General features: G+C 62.8%; 9 protein-coding genes and 1 pseudogene. 8 read left to right on the forward strand and 2 right to left on the reverse strand.

The genetic code is table 11. The features are described from left to right. Positions 1 to 445 precede the first annotated feature (445 nt). From BRA1417_RS0109975 to BRA1417_RS39840, 6 genes and pseudogenes are all read left to right on the forward strand, one after another. The gene (locus tag BRA1417_RS0109975; RefSeq protein ID WP_027515701.1) at positions 446 to 1,402 is read left to right on the forward strand and encodes an ArdC family protein; all 957 of its coding nucleotides are present in this window, start codon (positions 446 to 448) and stop codon (positions 1,400 to 1,402) included. A 108-nt stretch (positions 1,403 to 1,510) separates the two neighbouring features. Further along, positions 1,511 to 3,630, forward strand: a pseudogene (locus BRA1417_RS39835) (ParB/RepB/Spo0J family partition protein). A 184-nt stretch (positions 3,631 to 3,814) separates the two neighbouring features. Further along, a complete protein-coding gene (locus BRA1417_RS0109990) occupies positions 3,815 to 8,161 on the forward strand; it encodes a strawberry notch-like NTP hydrolase domain-containing protein (RefSeq protein WP_027515703.1) in 4,347 nt (1,448 codons plus the stop codon). Then, the gene (locus tag BRA1417_RS0109995) at positions 8,161 to 9,222 is read left to right on the forward strand and encodes a toprim domain-containing protein (RefSeq protein WP_027515704.1); all 1,062 of its coding nucleotides are present in this window, start codon (positions 8,161 to 8,163) and stop codon (positions 9,220 to 9,222) included. The genes BRA1417_RS0109990 and BRA1417_RS0109995 overlap by 1 nt, the downstream gene beginning before the upstream one ends. Positions 9,223 to 9,552: 330 nt before the next feature. Next, entirely contained in the window at positions 9,553 to 10,476 is a 924-nt protein-coding gene (locus BRA1417_RS0110000; protein ID WP_027515705.1) for a DUF2493 domain-containing protein, read from the forward strand. Further along, entirely contained in the window at positions 10,473 to 11,087 is a 615-nt protein-coding gene (locus tag BRA1417_RS39840) for a hypothetical protein (RefSeq protein WP_245286174.1), read from the forward strand. Before BRA1417_RS0110000 ends, BRA1417_RS39840 begins: the two co-directional genes overlap by 4 nt. 674 nt (positions 11,088 to 11,761) lie before the next feature. On the opposite strand, the gene ltrA is transcribed toward BRA1417_RS39840, so the two are convergent. Next, a complete protein-coding gene (gene ltrA / locus BRA1417_RS0110010) occupies positions 11,762 to 13,288 on the reverse strand; it encodes a group II intron reverse transcriptase/maturase (protein WP_027515706.1) in 1,527 nt (508 codons plus the stop codon). A gap of 625 nt (positions 13,289 to 13,913) precedes the next feature. On the opposite strand from ltrA, the gene BRA1417_RS0110015 reads away from it, so the two are divergent. Further along, positions 13,914 to 14,234 carry a DUF736 domain-containing protein gene (locus BRA1417_RS0110015; RefSeq protein ID WP_027515707.1) on the forward strand — a complete coding sequence of 107 codons (321 nt, stop codon included), beginning with the start codon at positions 13,914 to 13,916 and terminating at the stop codon, positions 14,232 to 14,234. A gap of 104 nt (positions 14,235 to 14,338) precedes the next feature. Here BRA1417_RS0110015 and BRA1417_RS0110020 read toward each other — a convergent pair whose 3' ends face one another. After that, entirely contained in the window at positions 14,339 to 14,566 is a 228-nt protein-coding gene (locus tag BRA1417_RS0110020) for a helix-turn-helix domain-containing protein (RefSeq protein ID WP_027515708.1), read from the reverse strand. Between the two features lie 207 nt (positions 14,567 to 14,773). On the opposite strand from BRA1417_RS0110020, the gene BRA1417_RS42400 reads away from it, so the two are divergent. After that, a complete protein-coding gene (locus tag BRA1417_RS42400) occupies positions 14,774 to 15,052 on the forward strand; it encodes a DNA -binding domain-containing protein (protein WP_084462466.1) in 279 nt (92 codons plus the stop codon). Positions 15,053 to 15,141: the final 89 nt, after the last annotated feature.

A 15,141-nucleotide genomic window follows, 5' to 3' on the forward strand; every position in this document is an offset into this window, starting at 1 on the left:
GTTCGAACACTCCCTTCTTCTCCACGCCTCAACGGCGCACGCCATCCGGCTTCGATCCCTCGCGCAAGAACTTAAGGAGCTCCTCGCCGGGGGCACTCGGAAAAGGGGCTCGCCTTGCGGCGATCGCTATCACTGCCCCGTTCCCGGGTGCCGCTATTGAACCGGTCTCGTCGCTGCACTCGGACCCGCGTGCCCCTTCGGGTCGCTATGCTCACGCTCTCCGGGTGCCATTTTCCCTTGAGGCGATGCGCTATTGGCGCACGCCTGGTGGGGCCTGCGGCCTTAGGTAACTGAACGCATTACCATGAACACCCGATGGAAGGCTGGCTGCCTCGCAGATTTCGCGTTCTCACAGGTAGGGCGAGAGTCAGAGTGTCGCGCGGTTTTGCCGTGACGGGTTACAGGCTGCGAGAGAGGCTCGCGGCGCCCGTCGCGGAGATCCGCGATGTCCAGACATTATCCTCAGGCGCGCACCGGTGAGGACCGGGCAAGCCTTTATGACGACATCACCAACAAGATCATCACCGAGCTGGAGGCTGGCCGGGTGCCGTGGGTGCAGCCTTGGGGCAGCGCGGCGGCGAAGGCGCCTTTGGCCTTGCCGAAGAGCGCGGCGTCCGGCCGCCAATACAGCGGCATAAACATTCTAGTTCTATGGGGTGCCGCGACCGAACACGGATTTACAGGCCAGAGCTGGCTTACCTTCCGCCAGGCGCTGTCGCTCGGTGGTCACGTCCGCAGGGGCGAGCGCGGCACGACCGTCGTCTATGCCGACCGCTTCGTGCCTGCCTGCGAAATGCGCCGCGCACATGAGACCGGCGAGGAAGCGCAGGCCATACCGTTCCTCAAGCAGTTCACGGTGTTCAACAGCGATCAATGCGACGGCCTGCCTCCAGAGATCGCAACAACGTCGTCACCTCCGCCGCCAGGCCTGATCGAGCCGCAGGTCGAATATCTGATCAAGGCGACCGGCATCGACTTCCGCATCGGCGGCAACCGTGCCATCTATATGCCGACGGAAGATTATGTGCAGGTGCCGCCTCCGCAGGCCTATTTTGAAGCAATCAATTGGCATCGAACGGCTCTCCACGAGCTGGCGCATGCCACTGGCCATCCATCGCGTCTCAACCGTGACCTGTCAGGCAGCTACGGTTCCAGGAAGTATGCCTTTGAGGAGCTGGTTGCGGAAATCTCGTCTGCCTTCAGTTGCGCCTCGCTCGGCATCGTGCCGACGGTGCGGCATGCCGATTATATCGGCTCATGGCTTGAAGTCTTGCGCGAGGACAATCGTGCGATTATCCGGGCCGCGTCCCAGGCCAGCAAGGTCGCGGACTATCTCCTTGGATTCCTGCCGGAAGTCACTGCCGACCCGACGGCCGAGAGAGCGGAGCAGGAGGTGGCGTGAGTTTCTCCCCTGTTGCCCCGAACAAGAGAGTGAGAGGGGAGCGGCGGTTTTCGCGACGGGTTGGAGGCCGAGAGAGAGTCTCCCGGCTGCCCGTCGTGGAGAATCGACATGACGAAGGCTGTTCAGAAGATCACGCTCTCCCCCTCGCGTGACATTCCGTTCAACAAGCTCGTGCTGAGCCAATCCAACGTCCGACATGTGAAAGCGGGCATTTCGATCGAGCAACTCGCCGAAAGTATCGCGCAGCGTACGCTGCTGCAGAGTCTGAACGTGCGGGCGGTTGTGGACGCCGAAGGCAATGAGACCGGCATGTTCGAGGTGCCGGCCGGCGGCCGCCGCTATCGCGCGCTCGAGCTTCTCGTCAAGCAGAAGCGGATGGCAAAGACGCAGGCCGTTCCTTGTGTCGTGCGCGAAGTGGGGCATCGCTGAAGACGACTCCCTTGCAGAGAATGACGCGCGGATGGGGCTTCATCCGCTCGATCAGTTCCGGGCCTTCCAGACCTTGAGTGGCGCCGGATTATCCGACGAGGATATCGCTGCCCGGCACTTCGTGACACCGGCCGTCGTGAAGCAACGGCTCCGGCTGGCGTCCGTGTCGCCAAAACTCCACGACGTCTATGCCGAAGACGGCATGGCTCTCGAGCAACTCATGGCCTTCTCTGTGACAGCCGACCACGCCAGGCAGGAGCAGGTCTGGGAGAACGTCAGCCGATCCGGCTATGACGAACCGTATCAGATCCGGCGAATGCTCACGGAAAATTCCGTGCGCGCGTCCGATCGCCGCGTTCAGTTCATTGGACTCGATGTATACGAGCAGGCTGGTGGCGGCGTCTTGCGGGATCTGTTCGAGCACGATGATGGCGGCTGGCTTCAGGACGTGGCTTTGCTCGATCGTCTCGTGACAGAAAAGCTCAAAGCCGAAGCCGAGACGATTGCAGCGGAAGGCTGGAAGTGGATTTCGGTGTCCGTTGAGTTCCCCTACGGCCACACGAATGGGCTGCGTGAGCTGGAGGGTAACCCCGTCGAGCTCTCCCCGGAGGAGCAGGCCACCATCGACGCCCTCAACGCGGAGCAGGCCAAGCTTGAAGCCGATTATCAGGATGCCGACGAGTTGCCCGATCAGGTTGACGAGCGTTCTCTGCGAAATCGAGACGGCACTGATCGCGTTCGAGGACCGGCCGATGATTTACGATCCGGCCGAGATCGCCCGCGCTGGCGTCTTCGTCAGCATCGATTCCGAAGGGCGCCTCTCGGTCGATCGAGGTTACGTCCGGCCGGAGGACGATTTGTCGGCAGCCGAGCCCGATGTCGGGCAGGACGCCGATACACAATCGATCGAGGGGAAGGCGGCTGGTCCTTCCGTCCAACGCTCGGTCATCGCCGCGGCTAGCGGCGCGACTGACGCGGAAGAAGATGATGAGGATGCGACCAAACCTCTGCCGGATCGGCTGATCACCGAGCTAACGGCGCATCGCACGCTGGCATTGCGGGATGCGCTGGCAGAAAATCCTGCGATTGCGTTCCAGGCGGTGCTGCACAACTTCGTGCTCACGGCCTTTTACCGGTTCGCATCGTGCGGGAGCTGCCTCGAGATCGGGCTCCGCACGCCGACCTTTCCGGCTCAAGCGCCTGGCTTGAGGGAAAGCGCGTCCGCGAAGGCCGTCGAGGCGCGGCATGAGTCCTGGAGAGCACGGTTGCCGAAGGGCGAGAACGATCTTTGGGACGCGCTGACGGCTCTCGATGGTGGTGCACAGCCATCGCTGTTCGCTCACTGTGCGTCGTTTGCGGTCAACGCTCTCTACGAGCCGGCCAACCGCTACAATCAGGGCCGCGTCTCCGCCCACGGCGTCCGCACCCGGCTCGACTAAGCCGATGTGCTGGCACGTGCCGTCGGCCTCGACATGGTTCAAGCGGGGTGGAAGCCCTCCCTTAACAACTATCTCGGGCGGGTCACTAAGCCTCGCATTCTGGAGGCAGTGCGGGAAGCCAGAGGCGAGTCTTCCGCGCAATTGATCGACCACCTCAAGAAGGCCGACATGGCCAAGGAGGCCGAGCGTCTTCTCGACGGCTCGGGCTGGTTGCCGGAACCACTGCGTCTCGTCGATCCCGATGCGGCGTCAGGGGAGCAGGAGAGTGAAGCGGGCCCGCTGCCCGAATTCCTCGGCGAGGACGAGGATCGGGACAACGCCGGCGAGGATGATCCGCAACAGCTCGACGCAGCTGAGTGACATCTAGAACGGGATGGCTTCCGCCGTCACACAGTTGCTTGGGACCGGTGTGTCCGCGCCGGTCCCCATTCTTATGGGCGAGGGCTGAGAGGGAGAGCCGGGCCGGAAAGGGTTTGAGCTGTCGGGTCTTGAGGAGAGCGCCTGATGGCTCGACCCATTCCTGCTCTCCCGAAAGAACCCTGTCATGACCGAATCTCTCGCCGGCGGCGCTGCCGCCGCGCCGCTCTCGATGCGTGCCGCTGCAACTATCACCTCCGCCGCCGTCAGGGCCGCGCGACAGCTCGCGATTGATCTCGAGCGCGGCCGTCGCGTCGATGCCGCTGTCCTGCGCGGCGCCATGGAAGCTGCCTTCGGCGGTTCCGACGCCACTGGCGACTGGAACTGGAAGACCGCCTATGATGTCTGCGAGGCGGCAACCGTTCTGTTCCTTCGCAAGTTTGGCCCGGCCATCCGGACCAGGGCTGGCTCGACGGCCGCGATGCTGCCGATACTCGCGAAAATCGCCGCTCTCCTGCCGACCCACACGCGGCGCTCCGAGGACAGCCAGGCCCTTCAACAATTCTCAACGCCGATCCCGCTTGGGCTTGCCGCGTGCACCGCAGCCGGCATCACGCTGTCCGACAGGGTTTTGGAGCCATCCGCGGGGACCGGCTTGCTCGCCATCTTTGCCGAGCTCGCCGAAGGCACTTTGATATTGAACGAGTTGGCCGAGACCCGCGCGGCGTTGCTCGATCAATTGTTTGCCAACGTTAAGGTCACCCGGTTCGACGCTGCCCAGATCGACGATCATCTCGATACGGGTGTCGTGCCGAGCGTCGTCCTGATGAACCCGCCGTTTTCGGCATTGGCGAACGTCGATCGGCGGATGGCGAATGCGGCGCTTCGGCACATCGCTTCTGCCTTGGCGCGTCTTTGCGACGGCGGGCGTCTCGTCGCCATCACCGGCGCGAGTTTTGCGCCGGACAATGCGGCATGGCGAGATGGCTTTGTTCGCCTCCAGCAGCGCGGCAGGGTGGTTTTTTCTGCCGCCATCGATGGCGCGGTCTATGCGAGACACGGAACGCAAACTGACACACGACTGCTCGTGATCGATAAGCTGCCTGCCGTAGATCCGAAAGTCTTTCCGGCCTCGCTGGGCATGGCGAGCGATGTTGCCACATTGCTCGACTGGGTGATCCAGCATGTGCCCCCGAGGCTGCCTGTTGTCGCGCCGGGCATGGTCGACGTCGTCAGGCGCCCTGCGATACCACGATTCGTCGGCGCTTCTGCGCCACGTCGATCGTCTACTTCGAGCGGTGCAGCGCCGGAAAGCGCCGAACTGACGTATGAGACGCTCGAGTGGACACCTCCGGAAGGCGCTCGACTGACCGACGCGCTTTATGAGGAATACGCGCTGCAGGCGATCCGTATTCCAGGCGCGCATGCGCATCCGACCAAACTCGTGCAGTCCGCCGCCATGGCCTCGATCGCGCCGCCGAGGCCCTCTTACCGGCCGCATCTGCCGGCCAAAATCGTGGCGGACGGCATCCTGTCCGACGCCCAGCTTGAGAGCGTCATTTATGCCGGCGAGGCGCATTCCGAGTTTCTTGCGGGCTCCTGGATGGTGGATGCGACCTTTGATCTTGTGGCGGCCGCTCGCGATGCAGAAAATGCCGTGCGGTTTCGCCGCGGCTGGTTCTTGGGCGACGGCACCGGCGCGGGCAAGGGTCGGCAGGTCGCGGGCATCCTGCTCGACAATTGGCTCAAGGGCCGCCGCCGTGCGGTCTGGATCAGCAAGTCCGACAAGTTGATCGAAGATGCGCGGCGCGACTGGTCGGCGCTCGGCATGGAGCGGCTGCTCGTGACGCCGCTGTCACGTTTCCGGCAGGGCACACCGATCCGGCTTTCGGAAGGCGTCCTTTTCACCACCTACGCTACGCTGCGCACCGATGAGCGTGGCGAGAAGCTTTCTCGCGTGCGGCAGATCGTCGATTGGTTGGGCTCCGACTTCGACGGAGTGATCGTCTTCGACGAGAGCCACGCGATGCAGAACGCGGCAGGCCAGAAGGGCGAGCGCGGTGACCTCAAGGCGATCGCTTGCAATCGTCCGGGGGCGGCCTCTCAGCAGGGGCGCGCGGGGCTGAGGCTCCAGCACGCCTTGCCGGATGCCCGCGTCGTCTACGTCTCGGCGACCGGTGCCACCACGGTCCACAATCTCGCCTACGCCCAGCGGCTGGGATTGTGGGGTGGCGTCGATTTCCCGTTCGCTACCCGGGCCGAGTTCGTCGAGGCGATCGATGAGGGCGGCGTCGCGGCCATGGAGGTGCTCGCGCGCGACCTCAAGGCGCTCCGTCTCTACGCCGCCCGCTCGCTCTCTTACGAGGGCGTCGCGTACGAGCTCGTCGAGCACCAGCTCACGCCGGAGCAGGTTCGCATCTACGACGCCTACGCCGGCGCATTCAGCGTCATCCATAACAATCTCGATGCGGCGATGCGGGCTGCCAACATAACGGGCGAGACCGGCACGCTGAACGGCCAGGCTAAATCGGCCGCGCGATCTGCCTTCGAGAGTGCCAAGCAGCGCTTTTTTGGCCACCTCCTGACCTCAATGAAAACGCCGTCGTTGATCCGCTCGATCGAGCGTGATCTCGGCGCCGGCCATGCCGCCGTCATCCAGATCGTCTCGACGGGCGAAGCCCTGATGGAGCGCCGGCTCGCCGAGATTCCGACCGAGGAGTGGGGCGATGTCCGGGGCGATATCACCCCACGCGAGTATGTGCTCGACTATCTCACCCATTCCTTTCCGGTCCAGCTTTACGAGCCGTTCACCGACCAGGAAGGCAATCTCTGCTCCCGGCCTGTCTATCGCGACGGCCAACCAGTCGAGAGCCGGGACGCCGTCGCTCGCCGCGACCGCCTCATCGAGAAGCTCGCCTCGCTGCCGCCGATGCCTGGGGCGCTGGACCAGGTCGTGCAGCGCTTTGGTGCCGACATGGTCGCGGAGGTGACCGGCCGCTCGCGTCGCATCGTTCGCAAGGGCGACCGGCTGCTGGTCGAAAACCGGGCCGCATCGGCCAACCTCGCCGAGACCTCGGCGTTCATGGATGACGTCAAGCGGATCCTCGTGTTCTCCGACGCGGGCGGCACGGGGAGGAGCTACCACGCTGAGCTGTCGGCGCGGAATCGCCGCCTGCGGGTCCACTATTTGCTCGAGCCCGGCTGGAAGGCGGATGCCGCGATCCAGGGGCTCGGCCGCACCAACCGGACCAACCAGGCGCAGCCGCCGCTGTTTCGTCCCATCACGACTGACGTGAAGGCCGAAAAGCGCTTCCTCAGCACCATTGCCCGCCGGCTCGACACATTGGGAGCCATTACGCGCGGTCAGCGCCAGACCGGGGGGCAGGGCTTGTTCCGCCCCGGGGACAATCTGGAAAGCCAGTACGGGCGTGATGCGTTGCGTCAGCTCTATACGCTACTCGCGCGCGGCAAGGTCGACGGCTGCTCGCTCGAGAGGTTCGAGGATGCGACCGGCCTGAAGCTCACAGATGCCAACGGGCTTAGGGATGACCTGCCGCCGATCACGACATTCCTGAACAGGTTGCTGGCGCTCACGATCGAGCTTCAGAATATCCTGTTCACCGTCTTCGAGCAGCTCTTGACTGCTCGGATCGACGGCGCGGTCGCATCAGGCACCTATGACGTCGGGCTGCAAACGCTCCGCGCCGAGAGCTTTGTCGTCACTGACCGGCGCACGATTTACGTTCACCCCGGCACTGGTGCCGAAACCCGGCTTCTCACGATCACCCAGCGCCAGCGCAATCATCCTGTGAGCCTGGATGATGCTCTTGGTCGTCTTTCCGATCCTGGCGCCGTGCTGCTGTTCAATGAGCGCTCGGCACGAACCGCCGTGCAGGTCCCAGCTCCGAGCTTCATGCTTGATGACGGCGAGATCGAGCGGCGTGTTCGCCTGATCCGCGCCGTGGAGCAGCACAGCGTTTCCTTAAGAATGATGGCGGAAAGCCACTGGGTCGAAGCTGACCGCGAACGCTTCGCCGCAAGCTGGCTGGCGGAGCTAGCCGAGATCCCAGAGTTCACGGAAAGCACGATGCACGTTGTGACCGGCTTGCTGCTGCCCATTTGGAAGCGGCTGCCGAATGAGTCGACCCGCGTCTATCGGCTGCAGACCGACGCGGGCGAGCGGATCATTGGTCGCAAGGTTTCGGCGACCTGGGTCGCGAACGTCCTTGCGGCGGACGCACCGGTGTTGACGCCGGACGTTGCCTTTGCCGCGCTCGTCGAGGGGCGAACCGTTCTTGAGCTTGCGGAGGGGCTCCAGCTTCGCCGAGTCCGGGTGATGGGCGCACACGGTATCGAGCTGTCGGGCTTCAACGACACGATGCGTGATCGCTTGCGAGCCTACGGCCTCTTTGGGGAGATCATCTCCTGGAAGCTGCGCATGTTCGTGCCGACGGACGCAAGCGGCGTCGAGATTCTGGCGAAAGTGCTCGACAGCTATCCGGTCGCGCGTATCAGTGAGCGGGAGGCCGCGTGATGTTCCGCGATGCTTCCGAGCTAGCACGCCGCCTCGCGCGCGAGGCCGAGGCGGTGTGCCGACACTATCTCTCCAATGGCAAGCGGGCGGGGCGGTACTGGGTGGTCGGCGACGTCCACAACACCGCGGGCCGCTCACTATTTGTGCGGCTACAGGACTCGCCGAAGGGGCCGGCGGGCAAGTGGACCGATGCCGCAACCGGCGAACATGGTGATCTCCTCGACATCATCCGCGAAAGTCTGGCCCTGCGCGACTTTCGTGAGACCGCCGAGGAGGCGAGGCGCTTTCTTAAGCTTCCTCGTTCTGAGCAGCAACCCACTCTGAAACCTGTTCGTTCCATAGCGCCGGTCGGATCGCAGCAAGCCGCCGGTCGGCTCTTTGCGATATCGAGTTCGATCGACGGGACGGTGGTTGAAACGTACTTGCAGCGCCGTGGAATAACCCGCATCCATCACGGTGGCAGCCTGCGCTTCCACCCACGTTGCTACTATCGGCCGGACGACCATTTGCCGACCGAGACTTGGCCGGCGATGGTCGCCCGCGTCACCGATCTCGATGGTCGGATCACCGGCGTGCACAGGACCTGGCTCGATCCGGATGGCTTTGATCGTGTTCGGCTGGGCAAAGCTCCGATCGACACGCCCCGACGGGCGATGGGTGACCTGCTCGGCAACGCCGTTCGGTTCGGCGTGGTGGACGACGTGCTCGCTGCCGGCGAGGGTATTGAGACGATGCTTTCGCTGCGGTACGTGCTGCCGACTATGCCGATGGCGGCGGCCCTATCGGCCAATCACCTTTCGGCCGTGTTACTGCCCTCGAGCCTGCGACGGCTCTATATCGCGCGCGACGCTGATGCTGCCGGCGATGCCGTACAGGCTATTCTCACCCAGCGCGCGGAAGAGGTCGGCATTGAAGCGATCCCGCTGTCGCCCCGGCTAGGCGATTTCAACGAAGATCTGCATACCTTCGGACCCGAGGCCCTCCGAGCAGCCCTACGATTTCGGCTCGCGCCGGAGGACGTCGCTCGCTTCCTGCATCCGTCGATGGTGGACGCGGAGTAGCTTCTAGTCTTCGATCGAAGTCGATAGGCCGGTCACAAGCGAGGCCAATCCCGGAAGAGGACGCGACCTCGGCCTTCTAGAGGGCGATCGGACGGCAAGCGGCCCGGGCCGGCAATGGCTGCGTCCGGCTATTTTCCGCCGCGCGCCGACGATGTGAAAACACATCATGCGGTTGGCCGCGCGCTTTGCATCGCGAAGCAAAATAGCCGGCCTCCGCCATCCTCCGCTGCCGCTTCGGCCCTTTCGGGTTCTGGCCCGTTCCGCCTGCCGTCAGAGGATCGCCACGAAGGCCGCGATGGTCGCGGCCGATCCGGCAAAGGACCTCTTCCCATGACCGACTATGACGACATCGAACCGCCGCACGCCACATCTCCGACCGACCACGCCCTCACCGAATTACAGCTCTTCGGCTATCGTCCCTTCGACGACCAGCCCGATCCAAGACCGCTCCCGGAGGGCAAGATGATCCTCGGCGCCGTGGTCGATATCTTCGACGCCTTGGTTGCAACCCTGAACGATACGCGGCTCGAGCCGGACCTTGACGATCTGCTCTGGTCGACCGTCAACCTGTTTCATCGCGCCGTCGATCGCATCGAACGCCAGCTCGACGATAACGAGCAAGCGCAGCACAAGAGTCAGCGCGAGCAGAACGGCTCTGAAGTGCGATCGGTCGAACTCGAGCGCCTGACGGCCGAAGGCATTACGCTAATCGAGCGCCGCAATTGCCTGGAGCTCTTCCGGGACCAGGCCATCGAGCAATTTGAGATCCACACCGGCTCGGCCTGGCGTCCTCGGTCGAGATCATTGGTCAATCACCGAACCCTGACCGCAGCAATGATCGACTCCCGCGACTTCATCGTCGCCAAGCGCCGTTCAGAGACTGAGGTCTTGTTGCCCCCAGGACCGAAAATCGCACTTACTGGTGGGCTCGACTTCAACGACCATCAGCTGATCTGGGATCGTCTCGACAAGGTTCATGTCAAGCATCCCGACATGGTCCTGCTCCATGGCGGGTCGCCGAAAGGCGCCGAACTGATCGCCTCGAAATGGGCGGCCAATCGCAAGGTGCCTCAGATCGCCTTCAAGCCCGATTGGGCGAAGCATGCCAAGGCAGCGCCCTTCAAGCGCAACGATGCACTGCTCGAGCTTCTGCCGATCGGCGTCATGCATTTCCCGGGCACGGGAATTCAGGACAATCTCGCCGACAAGGCGAAACGGCTCGGCATTCCGGTCTGGAAGTTCGGCGGCGCATGAGCGCCGTCGCCTCGACACGCCAAGGTGGAGTTGCACGCCGCAACTCCGCCTCGTTTCGTTTTTACATCCAAAACTGCGCCGTGGTGGTGGTGGAAGGCGCGATTGATAAATCCATGCACATGGAGCCACCACCATGCTCGCTATTGGGCTTGCTCTCAACACACTCGGTATCGGTTTGTTTTTGCTGGGCGATCTTTGCGCTCGCGGTGTACGCTTTGCCGTTTTTCGTCGCACTCAGTGTCGGGATACTGGCATTTCGTCATAGCGCGGGCGTCTTCGGCGCACTGCTTATCGGAATTGCTTCTGGCGCGTTGACGCTTGCTGCTGGTCAGGTCGCCGTCGCCCTTAGTCGGTCGTTGACCTTGCGCATCGCGATCGCAACAGCATTCGCGGTCCCTGCGGCAATCGCTGGCTATCATGTGATGTTCGCCCTGTCGCAGATCGGGGTGCCTTCGCTGGCTTGGCGCGAGGCCTTCGCCTGCGGAGGTGCGGTTTGCATCGGCGGCACGGTATGGGCGCGCTTGACCATTTTTCACGAAGACCCGCCCATCGGAGTCGGTCGGGGTGGTGGAGAATACGCCTCGACCAGTTCTTATAGCCGTCGCGCATGAGTGATGAGGCTTCGTCACCATCATCGGTCGAGCAAGACCGCACGGGGCGGCACGTTGAACGAGGTTCGTCGAGCTTGAGCGAGAGGTAATCGCACTCCTCCTCGCGGCGCTTTAAGTAAGCCCTCTCAATCTCTGTCTGGCCCACATAGCTGCGTTGGGGCGGCGCGCGGCGCTCGAGCATTCCTTCCGGACGATACCGCCCTTTGCGGCAGATTGTTTCTCCTTCTACGCCGAAGCGTACCAACCTCTTGTGCAGCTCAACCGAGATTCGCCAAGTCTTCTCCTTAAGATTGCGGTTCAGCACGCAGACCACGTGGCCTCTTTGATGGCTTGATCTGGCCGAAGATCGGCTTCGCCTCGATCGTCTGAGCCGCAACGCCGTTGATGCGACTTTCTTCCCCTGGGCTTCGCCCATTCCTCGCGAGACAAGAAAGTCGCCACAACGACGTCCTCCGCTGCGCTTCGGCCCGCGAGCGGGTGCGTCGCCGATCGTCTTCGGCCCTAGATCGCCATCGAGGCCGCGGTGGTCGCGGGCTCGAAACACAACAGGTAGAGTAGGGGCACAGCGCCTGTCCGTCTTGCGACGGATGGTTTCTGCGCCCCTCTCGCCGAACCGGGCGTGCAAGTTTCCAAGCCACCGGCTCTCCATGCGCGGCTTACGCCGCGTGTGATCCTCACGCGTCCATGAGGGTGTTGAACGACGCCCAGAAGCGATCGGCTCCTTTGCGGAACTTCTCGCCAGGATCGTTCCATCCGTTCGGTATGCGTATGCCCCGGTGCGGGAAGTGGAGTGATCCGCCTTCCCGGAAGAACCGCAGCGATTTCGGTCCGTCGACCCATCGCCAGCGGCTGTCGGGCGCTGTTGCCTGGAAGCGACGACGCAGTTCTTGCCACGTCGTCTTAGGATGCTTTCTGTGCAGCCATCGCCCGATGCGCTCCCACAGCCACCAATCCAGACTGGCGAAGTCCCGCGTGGCCCACGTGGCGTAGCGGTAGTAGTTTCGCCATCCGGTGATGACCGGGTTGAGATCGTCGATGAGATCGGCAAGGGCCTGGCCTGTCGGCGTCGCCCTCACCCTGACCTTGATCTTGTGGCGCAGGTCTTTCAGCTTGCTCTTCGGAATGAAGAGATTACCGACCATACGACCGGTGCGGCGTGCCTTGGTCTGCACCACTCGATAGCCGAGGAAGTCGAAGCCTTCCCCGACGCCGGTGATCCTGGTCTTTTCCATCGACAGTTCCATGCGCAATTCCGTTTTGAGGAACTGCGCCAACGCAAACTTTTCGGCTTCTGCTTCCTCGCGGGTCCCGTCCGTCAGCACGACGAAGTCGTCGGCGTAACGTACGGCGTAGAATGTCGGCCTGTTTCTCCGGCGATCGTAAAGCCGCCGGTCGGCTGCATTCTGCGGTCGTTCGCGAGGGCGCATCGACCACCGTCCGTATCTCTCGTCGATGGCCGCCAGATAGACGTTGGCCAGCAACGGCGAGATGATGCCGCCCTGCGGGGTGCCCGTAACAGGGTGGCGGACGGTGCCCTCGATCATGACACCAGCTTTTAGGAAGGCGAGCACGAGCCTGAGGACCTTGCGATCCCCGATGCGTCGGCGCACACGCTCCATCAGCACATGATGATCGACGGCATCGAAGCAGCCCTTGATGTCACCCTCGATCACGAAGCGGTACTCGGAAGTGCCGCTGGGTGTGGGGTGCAGTCGTCGCTGGATTTTCGCCAGCGCGTCATGGGTGCTCCGGCCGGGCCGGAAGCCATAGGAGGTCGGATAGAAGTCCGCCTCGAAGATCGGCTCCAGCACGAGCTTCAAAGCCATTTGCACCAGTCGGTCTTTGAGCGTCGGAATGCCGAGCGGACGCACCTTGCCGGGCTTACCCGGTTTGGGGATCAGCCTTTGCCGGACAGGCTCGGGCCGATAGGTGCCGCTGCGTAGTTCATCGCGGATATCGTCGATGAACCGTACTGCACCGCCCAGCCGCTCTTCGACCGTCTTCCGCGTGACGCCATCGGTACCCGGTGTGCGGCTGCCTTTGTTACGGGTCAACCGACGCCAGCTTTCCAAAAGCGTCCTGCGGTCGCATACGATGTTAAACAGATCCGCGAACACCTTTTCGGCATTCGCGACACTCCACCTGTGAAGCTTGCGCTGCATGTCGAGGACGAACGCGGTATTCACCGCGCCGGGCCTCATCGGCCCGCCTCCTGCCGGCTTGCTTCACCCACTGTCTCCCTTCGCCATGTGGACGGCTTTCCCGCCCTCCGACTAATACGAAGACTCCGCCCCCTGCCGCGCCAATCATCGGTCGCCTCGATCATCTCGCGCCATCCGGCGCGAGAGAACACGGCAAGGTTCCCAAGTTCACCTGACGTCCCTTCACCTGCCTTAGGGACCGACTCTACCCCGTGAGGATTCCGGCCAACGGTCACCGCAAGCTGGGCCGCTGGCTGACGTGCGCGATCACGCACGTCCCTGATCCCCGTCCACTCAGCGGAGATCGGCACTCCTCCGGTCCTTCGACCGATCCGCCCACTTCCGGTTCGGCGGATTCCATGTTGCAACGAGGCTTCAAACATCGGTTCGATAACTCTTTCCGTAGCAGGTACGCTCGCCGGACCAGCCTCGGACGGAAGTCCCGGGTCGTCCGACTTTGACGGGTTCTGCTCATTTATGGCTCGCCGGAGGCACCCGGCTTACCTCACCCGTCTGCTTCAACCCCCGTGCTTGCGGCACGTGGGCTGCGGGGTCTCCCACCCCGCAGGGGCAACAAGTGCGCGTGACGGACTCCACCCGTCACTCTTGGCGCACGAGAAGTGACATGGCTAACATCGGTTCTTTCAAGAAGGTGGGTAACGAGTTTCACGGCGAGATCGTCACCCTGAGCCTTCAGACCAAGGGCGTCCGCATCGTCGCCGAAACCAACCGCTCCACCGACAACGCGCCGAGCCACCGCATCTATGTGGGCCGGGCGGAGATCGGGGCCGCCTGGTCGAAGCGCTCCGAGGAGGGCCGCGACTACCTCTCGCTCAAGCTCGACGATCCCTCCTTCAACGCACCGATCTACGCGAACCTGTTCGACGATGAAGGTGGCGAGGGGTACACCCTGCTCTGGTCGCGGCCGCGCAAGAACGGAGAGTGAGGCTCACCACCGCCAAGCCCCGCCCGAACTGCTCGGGCGGGGCTCTTCTCTTTTTGAACTTTATTTGCCAGACCGCTCCCTGCCATGTCGCGTTGGAACTAGAATCAAGAACGAATCTTCGACACTTTCTCGTCAAGCAATTCTGCAGGTCGAACTTCAAGCGCCTGAGAAACGTGCCACATTGTAAGAAGGGTGACGTTTTGTAGCCCTCGCTCCATGCTACTGATGAAGGCGCGATCGACGCCCATACGTTCTGCAACGGCCTCCTGACTTAGGTCTAGGCCCAAACGAAATCGACGCGCGTTTGCTCCAAAGACCTTGCGAATATCCATCCGCAGGATAGGAAGCAATCGCGTATTTAGGCGCTACGTGTTATAATACGCGGAAGAAAGCGATTGGTCCGGCGGCTGGCGCGCGCCGCGACTTCAATAACTGGGTCACTAGAGGAATTTTGCTGGACCTGATGACATTATGGCAGTTGTGTGGAGATGCCCAAGAGCAGCGACATATTTCGAGCAACGGAGGTCTTGGTAGCAGCCATGCAGACCCCCCCACTCGACCCTGATGTGGCCGATGCAGCTCCGGATAATCCGGTGCTGACGAGCTATGATGAACAGCATCTCGTGACGTATTGGCGACTTCTTGATGCCGAAGCCGATGGCGCGGATTGGAAAGAAGTGACCCGGATCGTGTTGCATATCGATCCGGATCGCGAGCCGGCTCGCGCCCGCAATGCGTTTGATAGTCATCTCGCGCGCGCAAAATGGATGGCAGACCACGGCTACCGTGACTTGCTTCGCGGCGGCGCCACTAAATAGGAAAATCTGTCATAATGAGTTCGGCCTTGAGAACAGATTTCTCCGCTGAGGCGTGATCGCCTGAATGCATCACGCGATGCACAATTGGT

Source organism: Bradyrhizobium sp. WSM1417 (genome assembly GCF_000515415.1).
Classification (GTDB): domain Bacteria; phylum Pseudomonadota; class Alphaproteobacteria; order Rhizobiales; family Xanthobacteraceae; genus Bradyrhizobium.